Source organism: Pantoea phosphatilytica (assembly GCF_051025615.1).
Taxonomy (GTDB): Bacteria; Pseudomonadota; Gammaproteobacteria; order Enterobacterales; family Enterobacteriaceae; genus Pantoea.
In genome coordinates, this window is sequence record NZ_JBPFDF010000005.1 from 48128 (window position 1) to 69919 (window position 21792).

Below are 21792 nucleotides of genomic sequence, written 5' to 3' on the forward strand. Positions count from 1 at the left end.
TCGCACGCGACGGCTTGAGAAACCGGGCCGTCAGCCGCGCGCCGACCCTTTTCAATCCGTTGAAACTGACAGTATTCGCCCAGAGATGATAGGATATTCAGTGAACGATAAAAATGGTTAACAGCATGTTAGACAAAATTTTCAGAATTGCTACAAGACAAAGTCCGCTCGCACTGTGGCAGGCACATTATGTTCAGCAACGCCTCATGAGCGCCCATCCGGGCCTGCGCGTTGAGCTGGTGCCTATGGTCACCAAAGGTGACATTATCCTCGACACGCCGCTGGCGAAAGTCGGTGGCAAAGGGCTGTTTGTCAAAGAGCTTGAGCTGGCGATGCTGGAAGGCCGTGCCGATATGGCGGTACATTCCATGAAGGATGTGCCGGTCAGTTTTCCCGACGGGCTGGGCCTGGTGACCATCTGTGAGCGCGACGATCCGCGCGATGCGTTCGTTTCTCATCATTATGACTCTATCGATGCGCTGCCTCAGGGCGCCATCGTCGGAACGTCGAGCCTGCGTCGTCAGTGCCAGATCAGCGCGCGTCGTCCGGATCTGGTTATCCGCTCACTGCGTGGCAACGTCGGCACCCGCCTCGGTAAACTCGATGCCGGTGAATATGATGCCATTATCCTGGCCGTTGCCGGGCTGAAGCGGCTGGGACTGGAAGATCGCATTCGTCAGGCGCTGCCTGCCGACGTTTCACTGCCCGCCGTGGGCCAGGGGGCGGTCGGCATCGAATGCCGTCTCGACGACACGACCTTGATCGGCCTGTTACAGGCGCTGAACCACGCCGACACCGAAGTCTGTGTCAGAGCGGAGCGTGCCATGAATACCCGCCTGGAGGGCGGCTGTCAGGTGCCGATTGGCAGTTTCGCCGTGCTGGAAGGTGACGATCTCTGGCTGCGCGGCATGGTCGGCGCACCGGATGGCCGGGTCATGGTCAGCGGCGAACGCCGCGGCCCGCGCGCGCAGGCGGAGCAGATGGGCATTTCACTCGCCGATGAACTGCTGAACGGCGGCGCGCGTGAAATCCTGCAAGAGGTCTATCAGGGGCAGCCGCCGGCATGACCATCCTGGTGACGCGCCCGGAACCCGCAGCGGCAGAGCTGGTGTCACGCCTGCATGCCATTGGTAAACAGGCGTGGAGCCTGCCGCTGATCGAATTTGCGCCGGGCGCTGACCTCCCCTCTCTGCCTCAGACGCTCGCCGGCCTGCGCGCCGGTGACCTCGTTTTTATCCTTTCACAGCAGGTTATTCACTACGCACAGCACCGGATCAAAGCGTGGCCCCCTGAGCTGGACTATTATGCAATTGGTCGCAGCACCGCACTGGCGTTTCATACCGTCAGCGGTCAGCAGGTGACCTGGCCTCATGCGCAGGAAACCAGCGAAGAGCTGATCCGGCTGAATACGCTTCAGCAGGTGGCCGGTAAACGTGCGCTGATACTGCGTGGCGATCCCGGACGCGAACTGCTGGCAGAGACGTTAACCCGGCGCGGTGCCGAGGTGACGTTTGCTGCCTGCTATCAGCGCTGTCAGAAGCACTACAATGGCCCGGTTGAGGGGCGTCGCTGGCGCGATCGCGGCGTCTCTGTGCTGGTGGTGACCAGCGGTGAAATGTTACAACAGCTTTTTTCGCTGTTCCCCGCAGTTGATCGCGAGGAATGGCTGCTCAACTGCCGACTGATCGTCGTCAGTGAACGTTTGGCTACTCTGGCCGCAGGATTGGGTTGGCAGGATATTCAGGTAGCCGATGGTGCCGATAACGATGCGCTGCTGCGCGCGTTACGCTGAACTTTAATAATGGGATGTGCCACATATGACGGAACAAAAAGACTCCTCCGCCATGGTTGAAGAAACCACCCCAGCGGTCGACCGCTCTCCTTCCAGCAACAGCACACCACCGCGTCAGGCGAAAAATGGTGGCATGGTGCTGGGAGCAGTGGCGATTGTCATCGCGCTGGCAATAGGTGCGGGTTTATACCTTAACGGGAAACATCAGGCCGATTTGCAGGCACAAACCAATCAGAAGCTGAGCGATCAGTTAAGCGCGTTGCAGCAGCAGGCCAGCAGCGATAAACAGCAGCTGACACAGCAACTGAGTGGCGCAGAAAGCGCCCTGCAGACGGCGCAGGCCCAGCAGACCGCCTCTGCAAAAGAGCTGGAAACGCTGCGTGAAAAAATGGCCGTTATCTCCGGCAACGATGTGCGCAGCTGGCTGCTGGCGCAGGCGGACTATCTGGTGAAGCTGGCCGGCCGTAAACTCTGGAGCGATCAGGATGTCACCACCGCGGCGGCACTGCTGAAAAGCGCCGATGCCAGCCTGGCCGACATGAACGATCCCAGCGTCATGAACGTGCGTCGCGCCCTGACCCAGGATATCAGTAACCTCTCCGCTGTGACTCAGGTCGACTATGATGGCGTGATCCTCAAGCTCAATCAGCTGTCGAACAACGTTGATAATCTGCGTCTGGCGGATAACGACAGTGATGATGCGCCGATGGACAGCGATGGCGGCGAACTATCAGGTTCCGTGCGCGAATGGCGGCAGAACCTGGTGAAAAGCTGGCATAACTTTATGGATGATTTTATTACCATCCGCCGCCGTGACAACACCGCTCAGCCCCTGCTGGCCCCTAATCAGGACGTTTACCTGCGTGAGAATATCCGTTCACGCCTGCTGATTGCGGCGCAGGCTGTACCGCGTCATCAGGATGAGATCTACAAACAGTCTATCGATACCGTTTCGGCCTGGGTTCGCGCCTGGTACGACACCAACGATGCCGCCACCAAAGCGTTTCTTGCCCAACTGGATGAGCTGAGCCAGCAGAACATCAATATGGATCTGCCGGATAACCTGGAAAGTCAGCCGCTGCTGGAGCAGCTGATGCAGACCCGCGTGCGGAACCTGTTAGCGCAACCTTCTGCCGCTGCTAATCAGCAGGGAGGCTAAGGATGCTTAAGGTATTTATCCTCTTTATCCTGCTGATTGCGGGCGTGGTGCTGGGACCGATGATCGCCGGTCATCAGGGCTATGTACTGATTCAGACCGATAACTGGAACATCGAAACCAGCGTCACCGGCCTGGCCATTATCCTGATCATCAGCCTGCTGGTGATTCTGGCCGTCGAGTGGTTGCTGCGCCGCGTGCTGCGCACCGGGGCACGTACCCGTGGCTGGTTTACCGGACGTAAGCGCCGTCGCGCTCAGCGTCATACGCAGTCGGCACTGATGAAGCTGGCAGAGGGCGATCATCGTCAGGCAGAAAAACTGCTGTCTAAAGATGCCGACCACGCCGATGTGCCGGTCGCGAACTATCTGCTGGCCGCAGAAGCTGCGCAGCAGCGTGGCGACGAAGTCCGTGCAAATCAGCATCTGGAGCGCGCTGCGGAGCTTTCTGAAAGCAATACCATCCCGGTTGAGATCGCGCGCGCGCGCATTCAGCTGGCACGTAACGAAGATCACGCGGCGCGTCACAGCATCGATCGTCTGCTGGAAGTGGCCCCGCGTCATCCGGAAGTGCTGCGTCTGGCTGAACAGGCCTATATCCGAACCGGAGCCTGGAGTGCCCTGCTGGATATTCTGCCTGCCATGCAGAAAGCGCAGGTCGGTGACGATCTGCATCGCGAAGCCCTGCAGCAGCAGGCCTGGCTGGGTCTGATGAATCAGGCAATGGCCGATCAGGGCAGCGATGGACTGAAGCGCTGGTGGAACACCCTGAGCCGTAAAACCCGTCAGGATACGACGCTGCAGGTGGCAATGGCGGATCATCTGATCGAATGCAACGATCACGACACCGCGCAGGCGATCGTGCTGGAGGGCCTCAAGCGTCATTATGACGATCGTCTGGTTCTGCTGATGCCTCGTATTAAAAGCGGCAATCCCGAAGCGCTGGAGAAGGCGCTCCGCCAGCAGATTAAACAGCATGGCGCTACGCCGCTGCTGCACAGTACGCTGGGACAGCTGCTGATGCGTCATGGCGAATGGCAGCAGGCGGCTGAAGCTCTGCAGCAGGCGCTGGAACAGCGTCCTGATGCGTTCGATTATGCGTGGCTCGCGGATGTTTACGATCGCCTGCATCGTCCCGAAGAGGCAGCGAAAATGCGCCGCGAAGGTCTGCTGCTGACGCTGAAGAGCAATCCCAACGGCTGATGCCGTCTGGAGACATTAAAAGCCGGGCTTGCCCGGCTTTTTTATGCCCCTCTCCTCTCATCCCGCCCTGACGCAGGCAAAAAAAAACACCTGCCAGGGGCAGGTGCAAGATCAGGTCGGTAAGACAACCGGGAGATACCTGACTCAACGTAGTGTCTGTTAACCCTGTAAGGCTTGCGCGATACAGGCAGGCAGACAACAGGTATCTGAAAATTGGCTCTGCATCATTCCCAGGTTTATGTAGCATCAGCAGACATAAGAGGTGGAATGAGCATCTACAGCAGAAGTATTGCACAAGCCATGCCAGGTTGATGACTATTTTTTAAATAATTAAAATTCAGCTAGTTAGGCGCATCAGTCATCTGCGCTGCGGGGGTGTCAGGCAGGAACTGTCGGCATCCGGCGACAGCGGTGGCTTTCGCTGTCTCTGAATGGAGACAGCCAGCCGCGAATCTCCGTGAATCCAGCAATAACAAGGCGTTATCTGTCGGCGATTCACGACGCTGCGTTTATGTTCAGAAGACAGTGTCTGTTAAGGCTGACAGAGGCATGAATGCTGACAGAAAGATGTCAGAGGGCGGTCAGATCTGACTTCGATACATCGCCAGCCGGACGCGCAGGGCACAGGGTCAGAAGAGGAAAACGCCCGGCGCCCGGCTCAAACCTCCTTCGGAGGTCCTCATCCTCTTTTCCTCAGACGAAAAAAAACCTGTCTTTTCAGACAGGTTTCTAAAAATGGTCGGCGAGAGAGGATAACGCCGCTCTTCGAGCTGCGCCCTTCGGGCCGTTGCTGACGCAACGTTGTCTCGCTGCGCTCGGCGCAAACCTCCTTCGGAGGTCCTCATCCTCTTTTCCACAGACGAAAAAAAACCTGTCTTTTCAGACAGGTTTCTAAAAATGGTCGGCGAGAGAGGATTCGAACCTCCGACCCACTGGTCCCAAACCAGTTGCGCTACCAAGCTGCGCTACTCGCCGATTTTTTTAAACTGTTTTGCCTGGTGCGAAGAGAGGGACTTGAACCCTCACGTCCGTTAAGACACTAACACCTGAAGCTAGCGCGTCTACCAATTCCGCCACCTTCGCGTATCCCAGCAAAATCTGGGGTGGCTAATGGGACTCGAACCCACGACAACTGGAATCACAATCCAGGGCTCTACCAACTGAGCTATAGCCACCACAATTCTTTATGATACAGATTACAAACCTGCAGCATTTAAATCTTTACTGCCAACCGCGGTAAATCAACCACCGAAGCTCATGCGCACAAACGATATGGCGCGCCCGACAGGATTCGAACCTGAGACCTCTGCCTCCGGAGGGCAGCGCTCTATCCAGCTGAGCTACGGGCGCGTAGCGCCGTTGCGGATGTGCATACTAGAGATAAGCGCCCATCGTGTCTAGTGCTTTTTAAATAAAAAGACGCGTTTGATTACGCTTTGTGCATTTTGTCGAGAAATAGCGCATTCATGCGCGGGCAGAGACTAAAAATGCGGCATATATCAGCAATATCAGAGATCGCCTCGCCAGTAGTAGCGCAAATATTTCAGCAGTTTTAGCTGCCGCCGCAGGCGGGAGGGCTGACGAATAAGGCGATAAAGCCACTCCAGCCCCAGCCGCTGCCAGATCAGAGGCGCACGCTTCACATGACCGGTGAAAACATCATAGGTGCCACCTACGCCCATATAGAGGGCATCAGGCCAGTGCGCGCGGCACGCCAGCATCAGCAGCTCCTGACGCGGCGATCCCAGCGCCACAGTCACCAGCTTTGCGCCGCTGGCCGCAATCCGGGCAAAGAGTGCATCCTGTTCGGCTGGCGCAAAATAGCCATCCTGCGCCCCGACAATATTGACATTCCACTGGCGGCGCAGCTTATCGCAGGTTTCATCCAGCACCTGCTGACGACCGCCGATCAGAAATACCGGCGTCCCTTCCCGCCCGGCACGCTCCATCAGTGCCTCCCACAAATCCGCACCCGCAATGCGCTGCACCCGCGCCCGGGGATACTTCTTGCGAATTGAACGCACAATGCTGATGCCATCCGCGTAGGCATATTCCGCCTGGGTCAGCAGCGTGCGTAGTCCCTCATCCCGCTCAGCGGTCAGGATCTTCTCCGCATTGATCGCCACCAGAATGCCGCTGCGTACCTGCTGCGGCGGCATCAGAAAACTCACCGCCGACGGCATGTTCTCGAAGCCATACAGCTCAACGCCACGAATCCGGTACTGCGGCGTTTCCGTTAACTTTGTCATATCTTCCGTTAATCCCAGAGGTTAATCAGAGCGGGCTGTGCACGACCCGCCTGCTGCGGTCGCGAATCAAACCTGCGCGATCCAGTAACCAGAAAAGTAATTTAGCCATGCCCAGGCAGGCAGCAAAAATAATGCAGAAAAACACCACGCGAGAGCCGAACGCATCGAGCCCTTCGCGTGCCAGCACGATCATGTTAAAGACCGCGCCAAAACAGAAGCTTTGCAGGATGGCGCCGCTGTAGCGATTGGTCTCAAGGCAGCCGCGCTGATAGATCGCATCAAAGGCCTTAATAATCATCCCGACCGCGACCGCGCCGGGAGGAATCGCCCAGACGCCGCCCATCACCACCAGCGAGCCTATCAGCGTGGGTGAAATCGCCAGGCCGGAGTGGTTGTTCAGCACTTCCCAGGTAAAGTAGTTAGCGCTGTTCAGCACCGCCAGCGGCCGATCCGGCCAGAGCCAGGTCGGAATAAACACATAAAAATCGCGCCATAGCGGGGCCAGTCCCTGGAATTCGATTCTGGCGTAGTTATCCAGCAGCAGGGCGAGGTTTTCCCACGGCGAGAACGTATCACGCGTCAGATAGAGGAAGGTATAGAACGCTTCATCGCCCATGACGTCCAGGTTATAGCGGCGCAGCGCCAGCCAGAACATCCCGGCAATCGCCATCACACCGGCGCTCGCCAGCATCCACAGCGTGATCCAGCCGCGGGTAATCCCGATAAACAGGAACAGGGCGAACGCGATAATGATATTGGCGCGGGTCCCCCCGACCAGCGCATAGGTCACTAAACCAAAGGTCACGGTGACCAGCAGGAACAGCAGCCAGTTGCGGCGCGTCGGGCGTAAAAAGTAGGGGATCAGCATCGCCGGAATAAAGAAGTAGAAAAATCGCTTAAGCGCCACGCCCGAGACTTCGCTGGAGAAGATCTGGTTGTAGGCGGTCAGGCGGAACAGCAGAAAGCCGTTGTGAATAAAGAACACCGTGACGGTGCCCAGCGCCACCAGCGCCAGAATCACGCAGGTCAGATGGGTTTCGACGCGATTCATCTGCAGCCAGGGTCTGGCCGGCGTAGGGCTGGCGGGCTTCAGCCGTATTTTATAGCTGACGTAATAGATGGCATAAAACGCCGTGGCCGACAGCAGCGCCTCCAGCAGATTTTCAACCGGCACAACATCGACATTAAAACGGAACACCAGCACCGAGGTCAGCGGGAAGCCGAAATAGAAAGTCAGCAGAAACAGCAGCGTGAAGAAGAGATGGAAGTTAAAACGGACACGCTTAAACTCCCGCCAGGTCAGGGTCAGGATAAAAACCAGCGACAGCAGATAGACCACCAGCAGGCCGCCAAACTGCATCAGACTCATGACAACTCCCCTTCGCTGAGCTGTAACGCCGCCCGCCATCCGGCCAGATAGCCCGGCGCAAAAAAGGCGATAGCCTGCTTATCACAACTCGCCAGCTGACGCCGCGCCTCAGCAATCACTGAAGGCGTCAGCGCATCTTCGCTGAACAGGACCGGCAGCTGCTGCTCAGCCACATCACGCCAGAATGGATTCTTACGGGTCAGGACAAATGGCACTCCGGCCTGAATCAGCAGGCAGAGCGTTCCCACACCCTGCTGACGTTCAAACATAAAATAACCGACATGGCAGCGCGCCAGCAGGGCCAGATAGTGCTCAAATGGCAGATTTTCACGGATCAGATTGACCCGCCCGTTCGGGAACAGCGTCTCTGCAGCGGCCTGAATCTGGCTGATATAGGCCTGGTTGCCCGGTGGATAGCCCAGCGGAACCTCGATGCGCACCTGCCCGCCAAACTGCGCGCGAATCGCCTTCAGCCCTTCAATATGCCGGTTACTCGGATCGCCGGAGTTACCCAGCAGCAACGTAAATGGCTCGGAAGGCGCAGACGCGATGGCGGCGGCGGGCATGCGGGTCGGGAAATAGAGCAGTGAACCGGGTACACGGCGATGGCGCTGCTGATAGTGATGCAGGTCGCCACGGGTCGCAAAAACCTGAGCCACGCGGCCCTGGGCGATCCGGCGAATTTGATAGAACAGACGAAACTTCAGGCTGCGCGAATCTTCATAGAGATCGGCTCCCCAGACGTGCCAGAAGATCTGTGAGCGGCGCAGTTTCCCGATGAGCAGCGCCAGCCAGATCCACGGGTTAAACTGTCCGTGACAGAAAAAGCGCTGCTGACGATGTCTGGCCCGCGCCACGACCGCCTGCGCCAGCGCTTTCTTGCTGGCAAAACATTCGATCTGCAACGCGCTGAAGGGGGCCAGGCTTTCGGGCTGCTGCGTCACCACCATAAAATGGCGTGGCGAAGCCACAGGCTGCTCAACGCTGAGGACGTCGTTGAAAAAGCGCAGCACCGTCTGATTGTGGTGGGGAATGTCCGATCCCAAAACGTGAATTAAAGTCATTTTTTCCGGCAGTAAACAATAAAAGCGCCACAGCACAGGGCAAAGTAAATCATATAGGTCAGCATATAAGCCTGTGCTGCCCCCGTTGCGCCATAGAGCGGGATCAGCCAGCGCGATAACAGGGTCAGCAGCAGAAACTGACTGATCTCAGTCAGAACATAAAAGCGCAGCGAGGCTTTGGCGATCACCAGATATCCGAAAACATAGGCGCCAACTTTAAAAACATCGCCGCACAGTTGCCAGACAAAGAGATCGCGCATCCCGCGAAACGCCTCAGAGAACAGCAGGCTGATAGCAAAATCGCGCAGCACCCAGACGCCAAAGCTGGCAACCGCGACGGCAGGCAGGACAAAGCGCAGCGCACGACCAATCTCACGCGCGATATCGCGTTTGTTGTCGAGCCGCGCCAGCGTCGGCAGCAGCCAGACGCTGAAGGTGGCGGTGATAAACTGCAGATAGGCATCGGAAATGCTGGTGACGCCCTGCCATAATCCGACCTGCGCCCAGCCCTGCTGCTGCGCCAGCAGATTACGCATCAACACCCAGGCGACAGGCAGGGTGACGGCCGTGATCAGCGCCATCAGCGTATATTTTGCCAGATTCCCCGCCAGTTCAGGATGCCATTGCGGACGCAGCCAGCTCAGCGGCAGCGGCACGCGGCGTTTCAGCATCATCAGCGCCGGCAGCAGCAGTAAGGCCGGAACCAGCGCCAGCCCGATCAGTGCGCCCTGATAGCCACCGGCCCACCAGCAGACCAGATAGCCTGCCACACCGATCAGACTGCCGAAGATCAGCGCCAGCGCATTGCCGCGCGCATCGCGATACCCCTTCAGCAGCGCCAGGGTAAAGTTGGCCCAGGCGATGCCGAGCTGCAGAAAGGCCACCACGCGGATGACCCCCTGATAGCGGTCGTGACCAAACAGCGCGGTGCTGATGGGGCCCGCCGCCAGCAGAAACAGCAGCGCCAGCACCCCGGAAAAGCCCATCACCAGGGTCGATGCCGTTCCCACCATCGCCCGCAGCCGGTCGGGCTGCTGCTGATACTGCGCGACATAGGTGGTGACGCCGTTGAAGATACCCGCGCCCGCCAGCACGCCCAGTACGGTAATCAGCTGACGGAAATTCCCCGCCTGGCCGACGCCCTCCGGTCCGAAGCTGACCGCCAGCAGTTTAACGACCAGCAGACCGGCCACAATTTTTACCAGCGTGGACGACGCGGTCCACACTGAGGCTCTGGCAAGTGACATCAGGAGAAGAAGCTCAGCAGCGAGCTGATGACAGTGCTCTGGTTGTTATCTGACAGGTTATAGAACAGCGGCAGGCGCAGCAGGCGTTCACTTTCGCGGGTGGTGAAGCGATCGTCGCCGGCAAAGTGCGAGAATCGCGCACCGGCAGGCGAACTGTGCAGCGGAATATAGTGGAATACCGTCAGAATCTCGGCCTCTTTCATCCAGTTGATCAGCGCCTGACGATCGTCCTGATCGCGCAGTTTGATATAGAACATATGCGCATTGTGCTCACAGCTGGCCGGGATCACCGGCAGGCTGATGCGGCCCTGAGCCGCCAGCGGCTGGAGGGCGTCGTAATAGCGCTGCCAGACACGCAACCGCTGCTGATTAATTCGCTCAGCGGCCTCCAGCTGCGCCCAGAGCCAGGCGGCCTGCAGGTCGGACATCAGGTAGCTTGAGCCCATATCGCGCCAGGTATATTTATCGACCTGTCCGCGAAAGAACTGGCTGCGGTTGGTGCCTTTTTCGCGCACGATTTCGGCGCGCTCAATCAGGCTGGCGTCGTTGATCAGCGTCGCCCCCCCCTCGCCACCGGCGGTGTAATTTTTCGTTTCATGGAAGCTGAAGCAGCCGATATGGCCGATGGTGCCCAGCGCGCGGCCTTTGTAGCGTGACATCACGCCCTGCGCCGCATCTTCAATCACAAACAGCTTATGTTTTGCCGCCAGCGCCATGATGGTGTCCATCTCACAGGCCACGCCCGCATAATGCACCGGCACAATGGCGCGGGTTTTTTCCGTGATGGCCGCTTCGATCAGCGTTTCATCGATGTTCATGGTGTCCGGGCGCACATCGACAAACACAATCCGCGCACCGCGCAGCACAAACGCGTTGGCGGTAGAGACGAAGGTGTAGCTCGGCATGATCACTTCATCGCCAGGCTGCACATCGATCAGCAGCGCCGCCATCTCCAGTGATGCGGTGCAGGAAGGCGTAAGCAGCACTTTTTTGCTGTCAAAACGCTGCTCCATCCACTGCTGGCAGCGACGGGTAAATCCGCCGTCGCCGCAGAGCTTGCCGCTGTTCATTGCCGACTGCATATACTCGATTTCGGTGCCCACAACCGGAGGCGCATTAAATGGAATCATGACCTTTCCTGTAAAACCAGTAGGCGGTGCTGTCGAGCCGGGCACCGCTGCGTAAATAGAGGCGCATTGCCGTGAGATTGCTGAGCTGGGTGGCAATCCGCAGCTGATTCAGCTGCCGTACCCGCGCCCAGTCAGCCGCCGCCAGCAGCAGCCGCTGACCCAGCCCCTGGCCCTGCGCAGCAGGCAGCACGCCCAGCAGGCCCACTCGGGCATCGCCGTCGACCGCGCGGAGCGAAACAAAGCCCTGAAGCTGCCCTGCGGCATCGCTCGCCACCAGGCACTGATCGTCAAACGAGCCGCGCACCGCATTTTCAATCCACTGCGCGTAAAAGCGACCGCTGGCGTCCGGCGCGTACCAGGGCGCACGGAAACGGCTCTGGCTGAACAGCGCAGACGCCGCCTCACGCAACAGCGGGATCTGCGACTCGCGGGCAATACGAATGCCCGGCTGTCGTTCCGTCTGCGTGACCGCCAGCGTCAGATCCGCCTCCCCTTCTGCCAGCTGAAACTGATGCTGCTGCAGCGTGTCGATCAGCGCGGTTTCGCTGGCCGCCACTTTCATCTGCATCAGCGCACAGGGATGACGCAGCGCCTCTTCCAGAGGGATCTCACCTTCCGCTTCCAGCCGCACGGTCTCAACACCGAAGAACGCGCTCTCCCAGCTAAGGGGATGAATATTGACGTGGACGGGCATGTAATAAATCCAGCAGATATTGGCCGTAGCCGGTTTTTGTCAGCGCTTCGCCTGCGGCGCGTAGTCAGTGATGACGCCAGGCAGCCCTATATAGCCGCCCTTTAAGCGGAGAAGCGCACCCGTGCCGAACCGATAAAACCGGCACCGCCGGTGATCAGAAAGCACTTCATCGCCAGACACCTTTGGTGTCGACAATCCAGTTCTGCTGCACGCTGGCGGCGTCGATGGCGCGGAAGGCGCGATGGTCGACCAGCATCACCAGAATATCGGCCTGCGCCAGCGCCTGCTCAGCCGACACCAGTTCCGCATGACCGGCGAGTGCGTCTGTCAGCTGCGCAATGTGGGGTTCAACCACCCAGGTTGTGCCACTGTGCCACTCGGCGATGTTCTGCGCCACGCCAATAGCCGGGCTTTCGCGCAGGTCGTCAATATTGGGTTTAAAGGCCAGGCCAAAACAGGCGATGGTGATATCGCTGGCGCGCTTGCCGGTCTGCGTCAGGCAGTCTGCCAGCGCCGTTTTTACCTGGTCCAGCACCCACTGCGGCTTGGCGTCATTGACCTCACGCGCGGTGCGGATCAGACGGGCCAGTTCAGGATTCTGCGCCACGATAAACCAGGGATCGACCGCGATACAGTGGCCGCCGACGCCCGGCCCCGGCTGCAGAATGTTAACGCGCGGATGGCGATTCGCCAGCGCAATCAGCTCCCAGACGTTAATGCCCTGATCGGCGCAAATCAGCGATAGCTCATTGGCAAAGGCGATATTCACGTCACGGAAGCTGTTTTCAGTCAGTTTGCACATCTCGGCGGTGCGGGCGTTGGTCTCCACGCATTCGCCTTTTAAAAACAGCCGGTAGAGTTCGCTGGCACGGGCGGAACAGGCGGGCGTCATGCCGCCGATAACCCGGTCGTTGTTAATCAGCTCAACCATAACCTGACCCGGCAGCACCCGCTCCGGGCAGTAGGCAACAAATACGTCAGGCGCTTCGCCCTGTTGAGGAAAGCACAGATCGGGCCGTGCCGCAGCCAGCCAGTCGGCCATCTGTTCGGTACTGCCAACCGGCGACGTCGATTCCAGAATCACCAGATCGCCTTTTTTCAGTACGGGCGCAATCGACTCTGCCGCCGCTTTCACAAAGCGCAGGTCGGGCTGATATCCATCTTTAAAGGGTGTCGGTACGGCAATCAGAAAGGCGTCGGCGGCTTCCGGCTGAGTGGTGGCACGCAGATCGCCGCGTGTGACGGCGGCATGGACGACCTGATCCAGATCGGGCTCCACGATGTGGATCGCGCCACGGTTGATGGTTTCTACGGCACGGGCGTTGATATCCACCCCCACCACTTTTTTTCCCTTTGAAGCAAAAACGGCTGCCGTCGGCAGCCCAATGTATCCCAGTCCAATCACGGAGATGGTTTCAAAACTCATAATTCGGCTCGGTTATCTTTTAAGGCTTGTAAAATACGACCACAGGCTTTGCCATCGCCATAGGGATTATGAGCGTGGCTCATCGCCTGCCAGGCCTCGTCGTCGCGCAGTAATTCACCGACACTCGCCACGATTCTGGCGATATCGGTTCCCACCAGTCTGACCGTCCCCGCGTCGACCGCTTCGGGGCGTTCGGTGGTATCACGCATCACCAGGACCGGTTTACCCAGCGAAGGCGCCTCCTCCTGGATACCGCCGGAGTCAGTGAGGATCAGCCAGGCACGGTTCATCAGCCAGACAAACGGCAGATACTCCTGGGGTTCGATCAGGATGATATTCTCAATGCCGCTGAGGATGCGGTTCACCGGCTCGCTGACATTGGGATTGAGATGCACCGGATAGACGATCTGCGCCTGCGGATGCTGACGGGCGATCTGCGCCAGCGCGCTGCAGATACGTTCAAAACCGCCGCCAAAACTTTCACGCCGATGGCCCGTGACCAGCACCAGTTTCTTAGCGGGATCGAGGAACGGATAGCGCGCTGCCAGCTCCGCATTCAGGCTGGTGTCATCCAGCACCCGATCGCGCACCCACAGCAGCGCATCAATGACCGTGTTGCCGGTCACGATAATTCGCGCATCCGGCAGATTCTCCTGCAGCAGATTCTGACGCGATCGGGCAGTAGGCGTGAAGTGCAGACGGGCAAGATGGCCGGTGAGTTTGCGGTTCCCCTCTTCCGGCCACGGCGACGCGAGATCGCCGGTGCGCAGCCCCGCCTCCACATGGCCGACAGGGATCTGCTGATAAAAAGCCGCCAGGCTCGCCGCCAGCGTGGTGGTGGTATCACCATGTACCAGCACGATGTCCGGCTTAAAGTCGAGCAGGACGGTTTTCATCCCCTCCAGAATACGGCAGGTGATCTCAGTCAGTCCCTGCTCGGGACGCATGATATTGAGGTCGTAGTCCGGCTGCAGCCTGAACAGGCGCAGCACCTGGTCAAGCATTTCGCGATGCTGCGCCGTGACGCAGAGCCGCGACTCAAACGCAGGATCCTGCGCCAGCGCCTGAACCAGCGGGGCCATTTTAATGGCTTCCGGACGAGTACCAAATACGGTCAGAACTTTCACACTGTTTCTCTCAATCATGCGTGTCTGACATCAGACGCGGACGACGTGCCAGCGCCACACCGGCGCCTGTTAATGCGCCAACCGCACCCCACAGAATCATCATGAACAGACGTCGCGGGCTGTCACGGGAAACCGGCTCTTCCGGCGTACGCAGATAACGGTAGGTCTGGAACTGGCTGTTCAGTTTTGGCCCGGCCTGCAGCGTTGCCAGCATTGCCCTGTTTTGATCATAGCTGATATCAAACGCCGGGCCGGTCGCGCGCAGGGTATCCAGTTGCCCCTGTAAAACCGGCTGCCCCAGCAGGAAGAGATCGCTGTCCGCCAGGTTTTCACCCGCTTCGCGCGTCTGTTTCTGACTGATGCCCTGCTGGCTGGCGATCTTCAGCGCCTGCTCAAGCCGATGCTGCTGGCGCTGGAAGACGGCATTCGCCACATCTTCCTGACGTTTTACCTGCGCCTGCAGCTGATTCGTGCGTGCCTGCCAGGCCCCTTTCAGCTCATCGTTCAGGTGACGCGCGGCGCGCTCACTGGCGTAGGCGATGTACTGACGCAGCAGATTATTGGCGTCGCCCGCAGTTTCGGCTTTAAGTCTGACGTTGTCGGGCAGATTATGCGCCGCGTCGGCGGGGGTGAAGAGAATATTGCCGATCATATCGTCGAGCAGGGCGGCATCGTTGTGCGCATTGCCCGTTTTCCGGCTTTTGTAGTAGTCGGTCTGCTGCCAGAACTCACGACGCGTATCCCAGGAGGCGAGCTGCATCGTGAACTCCTGATAGACCTCATCCATCACGGTCGGTGACGGCGCCGCCAGGGTCAAGGCGTTGTTGCGCGCATCCAGGTTGGTCAGGAACTGCTGTTGCGCATAGTACGATCCCAGCATGTTGACCGTGGGTCGATCGGTGATCGCCGTGGTGCTCCAGACCTGTCTCATCAGCAGCGTGGCGAGCCAGGCGACCAGCGCAAACAGCAGCGCCAGCCCGACAATCCAGCGCTTACCGCGCCATAAACGGCAGCCAAAGCTGCGTATATCCAGTTCGTTGTCCACAACGTCAGAAGGCATGCCAGCATTATCCTTTATCAGCATCGGGTTCATTTGTTTTTGGCTTCGCGATAATGGCTCAGACGACGCTTGATGCGCCGCACACGTCGCGCCACACGCCACGCATGTTTCAGGCAGTAGCCGTAAACCATAAAAGCGCCCAGGAACAGCAGCAGCATTACCCATTCCGGGATGAACGCCAGATATTCACCCAGCACACCGATACCGGCCAGGATCGCCGCTGCCACGGTAATCAGTACAAAGGCCTGACGCGAGCTGAAACCGGCTCGCATAATCAGATGATGAATGTGCTGACGGTCAGCCGAAAACGGACTCATGCCTTTACGCAGGCGACGATACATAATCGCCACCATGTCCATCAGGGGAATGGCAATCAGCCACAGCGCGGTCACAGGGGTAATGGGATGGCTCAGACCCTGGGTGGTTTCCAGCAGAATCCAGATAATGGTGAAACCGATCATGGTGCTGCCGGCATCGCCCATAAAGACCTTGAAGCGGCGTCCCAGGAAGCCGAGATTCAGCAGGATATAGGGCAGCGTGGCGGCGATCATCGCAAAACACCACATCGCGAGGCTGGTCTGGCCGTCGAAGTAGAGGATGATCCCCATCGCGGCAAATGTCACCGACGAGAGTCCGCCCAGCAGACCGTCAATGCCGTCTACCATGTTAAAGGCGTTAATTGCGGCCCAGACGGCAAACAGCGTCAGCACATAGCCGAAGGGCCCGACGATCAGCTCGATTGGCCCAACGATAAATCCCAGGCTGAGCAGGTAGAGCTTGGCACCAAACATCATCACCAGCGCGACAATGGCCTGCACGACCGCACGGATTTTAACGCTGATGTCGAAACGGTCATCCAGCGCCCCGACCAGCACCAGCACACCGGCACAGCCCAGATAGAGCAGCGCGTGGGGCAGATAGTAGTTGGTAATGGCGAACGTGAAGCAGATACCTGCGAACACAGAAATGCCGCCGACCAACGGAATCGCGCCATGGTGGCGTTTACGTGAGTTAGGCTTATCCACTAAACCAATTTTTTTAGCTGCTTTTCGAGCAAAAAAGAGGAAAGCCAAAGAAAAGAGAAAAATTAATCCAAGCTCAGTACTCATAGTGAGTAAATTCACGTTAAACGCTCTCAGCTAACATCCCGCACAACAATACGCGAAAAAGCTCGCCTGTCGCTGTGTCGGATTCCGAATTCTGCGTAAAGAGACAGACGAACGATTAAACCTTCGCCATCGCTACCACAGTCATTATAAATGCTCCTGCCAGTGTTCAATCCTATAGCTCATAAATGAAAAACGCCACGTTGAGACGTGGCGTCAGGTCGATTTTCTGCGCATCCGGACTAAAAAAGCCGAATCAAAGGTTCGGCCTGGCAGTTTCGGATTAAGAACGCTTCATCATGTCGAAGAATTCATCGTTGGTTTTGGTCATCGCCAGCTTGTTGATGAGGAACTCCATCGCGTCGATTTCGCCCATCGGGTGAATAATCTTGCGCAGGATCCACATCTTCTGCAGCTCTTCCTGAGAAGTCAGCAGCTCTTCTTTACGTGTACCGGAACGGTTGTAATCGATCGCCGGGAAGACACGTTTTTCAGCAATTTTACGCGCAAGGTGCAGTTCCATGTTACCTGTACCTTTAAACTCTTCGTAAATCACTTCATCCATCTTCGAACCGGTATCAACCAGCGCCGTTGCAATGATGGTCAGGCTGCCGCCCTCTTCCACGTTACGTGCCGCACCAAAGAAGCGCTTTGGACGATGCAGGGCGTTGGCATCCACACCACCTGTCAGAACCTTACCTGAAGCCGGTACGACGGTGTTGTAGGCGCGCGCCAGACGGGTAATGGAGTCAAGCAGGATGATAACGTCTTTCTTGTGCTCAACCAGACGCTTGGCCTTCTCGATCACCATTTCAGCAACCTGAACGTGGCGTGAAGCTGGCTCATCGAAGGTCGAGGCGATGACTTCGCCTTTAACCAGACGCTGCATCTCGGTCACTTCTTCCGGACGTTCGTCAATCAGCAGCACCATCAGCACGCAGTCCGGGTAGTTGTACGCCAGGCTCTGCGCAATGTTCTGCAGCAGCATGGTTTTACCGGCTTTCGGCGGTGCCACGATCAGACCGCGCTGACCACGACCGATTGGCGAAGCCAGATCCAGTACGCGGGCGGTTAAATCTTCCGTTGAGCCATTACCCCGCTCCATACGCAGACGCTTGTTGGCGTGCAGCGGTGTGAGGTTTTCGAACAGAATCTTATTACGCGCATTCTCCGGCTTGTCATAGTTAACTTCGTTAACTTTCAGCAGTGCAAAATAACGCTCACCTTCTTTCGGTGGACGGATTTTGCCAGAGATGGTGTCACCAGTGCGGAGGTTGAAGCGGCGGATTTGGCTGGGGGAAACGTAGATATCATCAGGGCCGGCGAGGTAGGAGCTGTCTCCTGAACGGAGGAATCCAAATCCATCCTGAAGGATCTCCAGCACGCCATCACCGAAGATGTCTTCGCCGCTTTTCGCGTGCTGCTTCAGGATTGAAAAGATAATGTCCTGCTTGCGCATGCGAGCCTGATTTTCCAGCCCCATATTTTCGCCGAGAGTAATCAGCTCAGCAACCGGCGTATTCTTTAATTCGGTAAGATTCATAGTGATGGGTTCTTAAACTCGGGGTAATACTCGGAATGTTTGTCGTGAATGGTATGGCAATTAATCCATGCCGTTAATGGCTCTTTTCGGCGCTTCCCGACGATCATCGTATGAAATGGCGATCGGTATGCAGAAAGATGTCCGAATGTGATGCCAGAGTTGGAGCTAACCGTAAGATTGCTGAACCGTTCTCTCTTTAAAAGGTACAGTGCGACAGGGTTCAACAAGGGAAAACTTTTAGATGCTAACTACAGGGTAAGTGCGTAATGCAGTATGGGTAAATTAGCACGCCTGAAAGCGAACGTCCAGCAGCAGGAGATAAATTCACCACTGCCAGACGTTCAGCCCTGAATTACGCCAGATTAGCGTTCAGGAACTCTTTCAGCTGGCCTTTAGACAGCGCGCCCACTTTGGTCGCGGCAACTTCGCCATTTTTGAACAGCAGCAGCGTCGGGATACCACGAATGCCATACTTCGGTGCCGTGCCTGGGTTATCGTCAATATTCAGCTTAGCGATGGTCAGCTTGCCATCATACTCTTCTGCAACTTCATCAAGGATTGGCGCGATCATTTTGCAAGGACCACACCATTCAGCCCAGAAATCTACCAGTGTAACGCCGTCGGCTTTCAGCACGTCGGTGTCGAAACTGTCATCGGTCAGATGAACGATTTTATCGCTGCTCATGTTTTACTCCACAAGATTATGCCTGGCGAATTGGCGTAATATATACCAATGTAGGTTGACTTTATTTCATCGGATACGCTTTCGTAAAGCGATAGTAAGCTGATATTCTACCACACTATGAGCAAAACACACTTAACTGAACAGAAGTTTTCCGACTTCGCCCTGCACCCGAAAGTGGTGGAAGCCCTTGATAGTAAAGGCTTTCAGTACTGCACGCCGATTCAGGCGTTAGCTCTGCCTTTTACGCTTTCAGGGCGTGATGTCGCAGGCCAGGCGCAAACCGGTACCGGCAAAACGATGGCGTTTCTGACGTCAACGTTTCATCATCTTCTTTCTCATCCTGCGGCTGAAGGCCGGCAGGTAAACCAGCCACGGGCATTAATTCTTGCGCCGACGCGTGAACTTGCTGTGCAGATTCATGCGGATGCCGAACCCCTCACCGCCTCAACCGGCCTGAAACTGGGTCTCGCCTATGGCGGAGACGGTTACGACAAACAGCTGAAAGTGCTGGAACAGGGCGTTGATATTCTGGTCGCCACCACCGGTCGCCTGATCGATTATGCGAAGCAGAATCACGTCAATCTCAGCGCCATTCAGGTCATGGTGCTGGATGAAGCCGACCGCATGTTCGATCTCGGCTTTATCAAAGATATCCGCTGGCTGTTCCGTCGCATGCCGCCGGCCACTCAGCGTCTGAGCATGCTCTTCTCAGCTACGCTCTCTTATCGCGTCCGTGAGCTGGCATTCGAGCACATGAACAGTGCGGAATATGTGGAAGTGGAACCGGAGCAAAAAACCGGTCATCGCATTCAGGAAGAGCTTTTCTATCCGTCTAACGAAGAGAAAATGCGCCTGCTGCAGACGCTGCTCGAAGAAGAGTGGCCCGACCGTGCCATTGTTTTTGCTAACACCAAACACCGCTGTGAAGATATCTGGGGCCATCTGGCCGCCGATGGACACCGTGTTGGCCTGCTGACCGGCGACGTGGCTCAGAAGAAGCGTCTGCGCATTCTGGATGACTTCACCAAAGGTGATGTGGATATTCTGGTTGCCACCGACGTGGCTGCCCGTGGTCTGCACATTCCGGCGGTGACGCACGTCTTTAACTACGACCTGCCTGACGACTGTGAAGATTACGTTCACCGCATTGGCCGTACGGGTCGTGCCGGTGCCAGCGGACACTCAATTAGCCTGGCCTGTGAAGAGTACGCGCTGAATCTGCCGTCGATCGAAGAGTATATCGGTCACAGTATTCCGGTCAGCAAGTACAGCAGCGAAGCGCTGTTAACCGATTTACCGCCGCCTAAACGTCTGCAACGCAGCCGTTCCGGTAATGGCCCGCGTCGCGGGGGCAACAACGGCAATCGTCGCGGTGCACCACGCAACAACAACCGTAAACGTTCAGGTTAGGCCATCATGCTAAGCGCGTCGTCACTCTATGCAGCGATTGATTTAGGATCTAACAGCTTTCATATGTTGGTGGTGCGCGAGGTCTCTGGCAGTATCCAGACCGTTGCGAAAATTAAGCGCAAGGTTCGCCTTGCCGCCGGACTGGATAAAAATAACCTGTTGTCAGCCGAGGCGATGTCGCGCGGCTGGCAGTGCCTGAGACTCTTCTCTGAACAACTGCAGGATATTCCCCTCGATCAGATTCGCGTGGTGGCGACCGCCACGCTGCGTCTGGCGGCCAACGCGCAGACGTTCCTCGACACGGCTCAGCAGATCCTCGGCTGCCCCATCAACGTCATCAGCGGTGAGGAAGAGGCGCGCCTGATTTATCAGGGTGTGGCCCACACCACTGGCGGTTCCGATCAGCGTTTAGTGGTCGACATCGGCGGCGGCAGCACCGAGCTGGCGACCGGCGACGGCTCCCATGCTTCGGTGCTGTTCAGTCTGCCGATGGGCTGCGTCACCTGGCTGGAACGCTTCTTCAGCGACCGCCATCTGGCAAAAGAGAACTTTGATCAGGCAGAGCGCGCCGCACGGGCGATGATCCAGCCCATTGCCGCCCAATTGCGTGAGCAGGGCTGGCAGGCGTGCGTCGGTGCCTCCGGCACGGTTCAGGCGCTGCAGGAGATCATGGTCGCTCAGGGCATGGATGAGCGCATCACGCTGAATAAACTTCAGCAGCTGAAACAGCGCGCCATTCAGTGCGGCAAACTGGAAGAGCTGGAAATCGAAGGGCTGACGCTGGAGCGGGCACTGGTGTTCCCCAGCGGTCTGTCGATTCTGATCGCCATCTTCCAGGAGCTGAGTATCGACAGCATGACGCTGGCGGGCGGCGCCCTGCGCGAAGGGCTGGTCTACGGCATGCTGCATCTGCCCATCGATCGCGATATTCGCACCCGCACCCTGCACAACGTCCAGCGCCGTTTCAGCATTGATGTTGAACAGGCCGATCGCGTGCGTCAGCTGGCAGAGAGCTTTTTCCGCCAGGTTTCCACGCCGTGGAAGCTGGATCAACGCTGTCGTGAGCTGCTGATCAGCGCCTGCACGATCCACGAAATCGGCCTGAGCGTCGATTTCCGCCATGCACCACAGCATGCGGCCTACCTGGTGCGTCATCTCGACCTGCCCGGCTTCACCCCGGCGCAGAAGAAGCTGCTGGCCTGTTTACTGCAGAATCAGAGCGGCAGCATCGATCTGGCGCTGCTGACCCAGCAGAATGCCCTGCCGCCGCGCCTGGCGGAACGGATGTGCCGTCTGCTGCGGCTGGCGATCATCTTCTCCACCCGTCGTCGCGATGACACCCTGCCTGCGGTCCGGCTTCAGGCGGACGATGATGCCCTGCATCTGACCCTGCCCGCGGGCTGGCTGGAGGCGCATCCGCTGCGCAGTGAACTGCTTGAGCAGGAAAGCCATTATCAGTCTTACGTCCACTGGCTGTTAACGCTGTCGTAAGCCCGGCCCGGAGAGGCGAATGTCCATCGCCTCTCCGTTTT

General features: G+C 57.6%; 18 protein-coding genes, 4 tRNA genes, 1 other RNA gene and 1 pseudogene. 6 read left to right on the top strand and 18 right to left on the bottom strand.

What is annotated here, in order from left to right:
* Positions 1–125: 125 nt before the first annotated feature.
* The 4 genes from hemC to hemY are packed head-to-tail and all read left to right on the top strand — an operon-like array spanning position 126 to position 4150.
* Positions 126–1067, top strand: a complete 942-nt coding sequence (hemC, locus tag ACR6AS_RS17070; protein WP_111142005.1) for a hydroxymethylbilane synthase — start codon at positions 126–128, stop codon at positions 1065–1067.
* The gene (gene hemD / locus ACR6AS_RS17075) at positions 1064–1792 is read left to right on the top strand and encodes a uroporphyrinogen-III synthase (protein WP_434163226.1); all 729 of its coding nucleotides are present in this window, start codon (positions 1064–1066) and stop codon (positions 1790–1792) included. Before hemC ends, hemD begins: the two co-directional genes overlap by 4 nt.
* A gap of 25 nt (positions 1793–1817) precedes the next feature.
* Positions 1818–2951 carry a uroporphyrinogen-III C-methyltransferase gene (hemX, locus tag ACR6AS_RS17080; RefSeq protein WP_111141999.1) on the top strand — a complete coding sequence of 378 codons (1134 nt, stop codon included), beginning with the start codon at positions 1818–1820 and terminating at the stop codon, positions 2949–2951.
* Between the two features lie 2 nt (positions 2952–2953).
* Positions 2954–4150: a protoheme IX biogenesis protein HemY gene (gene hemY / locus ACR6AS_RS17085; RefSeq protein ID WP_111141998.1), complete on the top strand. Its 1197-nt coding sequence runs from the start codon at positions 2954–2956 to the stop codon at positions 4148–4150.
* Between the two features lie 736 nt (positions 4151–4886).
* Here the strand turns inward: hemY and ACR6AS_RS17090 are convergent.
* From ACR6AS_RS17090 to trxA, 18 genes and pseudogenes are all read right to left on the bottom strand, one after another.
* Positions 4887–5016: non-coding RNA, RtT sRNA (locus ACR6AS_RS17090), on the bottom strand.
* A 32-nt stretch (positions 5017–5048) separates the two neighbouring features.
* A tRNA-Pro gene (locus tag ACR6AS_RS17095) sits at positions 5049–5125 on the bottom strand.
* Between the two features lie 21 nt (positions 5126–5146).
* Positions 5147–5233, bottom strand: a tRNA-Leu gene (locus tag ACR6AS_RS17100).
* A 16-nt stretch (positions 5234–5249) separates the two neighbouring features.
* Positions 5250–5325, bottom strand: a tRNA-His gene (locus tag ACR6AS_RS17105).
* Positions 5326–5423: 98 nt separating this feature from the next.
* A tRNA-Arg gene (locus ACR6AS_RS17110) sits at positions 5424–5500 on the bottom strand.
* 158 nt (positions 5501–5658) lie between these two features.
* Positions 5659–6399: a lipopolysaccharide N-acetylmannosaminouronosyltransferase gene (gene wecG / locus ACR6AS_RS17115; protein WP_434163228.1), complete on the bottom strand. Its 741-nt coding sequence runs from the start codon at positions 6397–6399 to the stop codon at positions 5659–5661.
* Between the two features lie 25 nt (positions 6400–6424).
* Positions 6425–7768, bottom strand: a complete 1344-nt coding sequence (wzyE, locus tag ACR6AS_RS17120) for an ECA oligosaccharide polymerase (RefSeq protein WP_111139461.1) — start codon at positions 7766–7768, stop codon at positions 6425–6427.
* Entirely contained in the window at positions 7765–8832 is a 1068-nt protein-coding gene (wecF, locus tag ACR6AS_RS17125; RefSeq protein ID WP_434163232.1) for a TDP-N-acetylfucosamine:lipid II N-acetylfucosaminyltransferase, read from the bottom strand. The genes wzyE and wecF overlap by 4 nt, the downstream gene beginning before the upstream one ends.
* On the bottom strand, positions 8829–10079 hold the full coding sequence (gene wzxE, locus ACR6AS_RS17130; RefSeq protein WP_111139459.1) for a lipid III flippase WzxE: 1251 nt from the start codon (positions 10077–10079) through the stop codon (positions 8829–8831). Before wzxE ends, wecF begins: the two co-directional genes overlap by 4 nt.
* Positions 10079–11209, bottom strand: coding sequence for a dTDP-4-amino-4,6-dideoxygalactose transaminase (rffA, locus tag ACR6AS_RS17135; protein WP_111139458.1), 1131 nt, complete (start codon positions 11207–11209; stop codon positions 10079–10081). The genes wzxE and rffA overlap by 1 nt, the downstream gene beginning before the upstream one ends.
* Positions 11196–11903: a dTDP-4-amino-4,6-dideoxy-D-galactose acyltransferase gene (rffC, locus tag ACR6AS_RS17140; protein ID WP_111139457.1), complete on the bottom strand. Its 708-nt coding sequence runs from the start codon at positions 11901–11903 to the stop codon at positions 11196–11198. Before rffC ends, rffA begins: the two co-directional genes overlap by 14 nt.
* Positions 11872–11967: pseudogene (locus tag ACR6AS_RS17145) on the bottom strand (glucose-1-phosphate thymidylyltransferase 2 RmlA2); the annotation flags it as partial. The gene rffC and the pseudogene ACR6AS_RS17145, both read right to left, overlap by 32 nt.
* Before the next feature lie 102 nt (positions 11968–12069).
* Positions 12070–13329, bottom strand: coding sequence for a UDP-N-acetyl-D-mannosamine dehydrogenase (wecC, locus tag ACR6AS_RS17150; protein ID WP_111139456.1), 1260 nt, complete (start codon positions 13327–13329; stop codon positions 12070–12072).
* The gene (gene wecB, locus ACR6AS_RS17155; RefSeq protein WP_111139463.1) at positions 13326–14456 is read right to left on the bottom strand and encodes a non-hydrolyzing UDP-N-acetylglucosamine 2-epimerase; all 1131 of its coding nucleotides are present in this window, start codon (positions 14454–14456) and stop codon (positions 13326–13328) included. The genes wecC and wecB overlap by 4 nt, the downstream gene beginning before the upstream one ends.
* Positions 14457–14466: 10 nt before the next feature.
* On the bottom strand, positions 14467–15516 hold the full coding sequence (wzzE, locus tag ACR6AS_RS17160; RefSeq protein ID WP_293770630.1) for an ECA polysaccharide chain length modulation protein: 1050 nt from the start codon (positions 15514–15516) through the stop codon (positions 14467–14469).
* Between the two features lie 29 nt (positions 15517–15545).
* Complete coding sequence (wecA, locus tag ACR6AS_RS17165) at positions 15546–16625, bottom strand: UDP-N-acetylglucosamine--undecaprenyl-phosphate N-acetylglucosaminephosphotransferase (RefSeq protein ID WP_111139455.1); 1080 nt, start codon at positions 16623–16625, stop codon at positions 15546–15548.
* A 280-nt stretch (positions 16626–16905) separates the two neighbouring features.
* A complete protein-coding gene (rho, locus tag ACR6AS_RS17170) occupies positions 16906–18165 on the bottom strand; it encodes a transcription termination factor Rho (protein WP_003851960.1) in 1260 nt (419 codons plus the stop codon).
* A 352-nt stretch (positions 18166–18517) separates the two neighbouring features.
* A complete protein-coding gene (gene trxA, locus ACR6AS_RS17175; RefSeq protein WP_003851963.1) occupies positions 18518–18850 on the bottom strand; it encodes a thioredoxin TrxA in 333 nt (110 codons plus the stop codon).
* Positions 18851–18967: 117 nt separating this feature from the next.
* On the opposite strand from trxA, the gene rhlB reads away from it, so the two are divergent.
* A complete protein-coding gene (rhlB, locus tag ACR6AS_RS17180; protein WP_293770634.1) occupies positions 18968–20260 on the top strand; it encodes an ATP-dependent RNA helicase RhlB in 1293 nt (430 codons plus the stop codon).
* A 6-nt stretch (positions 20261–20266) separates the two neighbouring features.
* Positions 20267–21751 (top strand): exopolyphosphatase, encoded by a 1485-nt coding sequence (gene ppx, locus ACR6AS_RS17185; RefSeq protein ID WP_418799332.1) that lies wholly within the window; start codon positions 20267–20269, stop codon positions 21749–21751.
* The last annotated feature ends 41 nt before the right edge of the window (positions 21752–21792 follow it).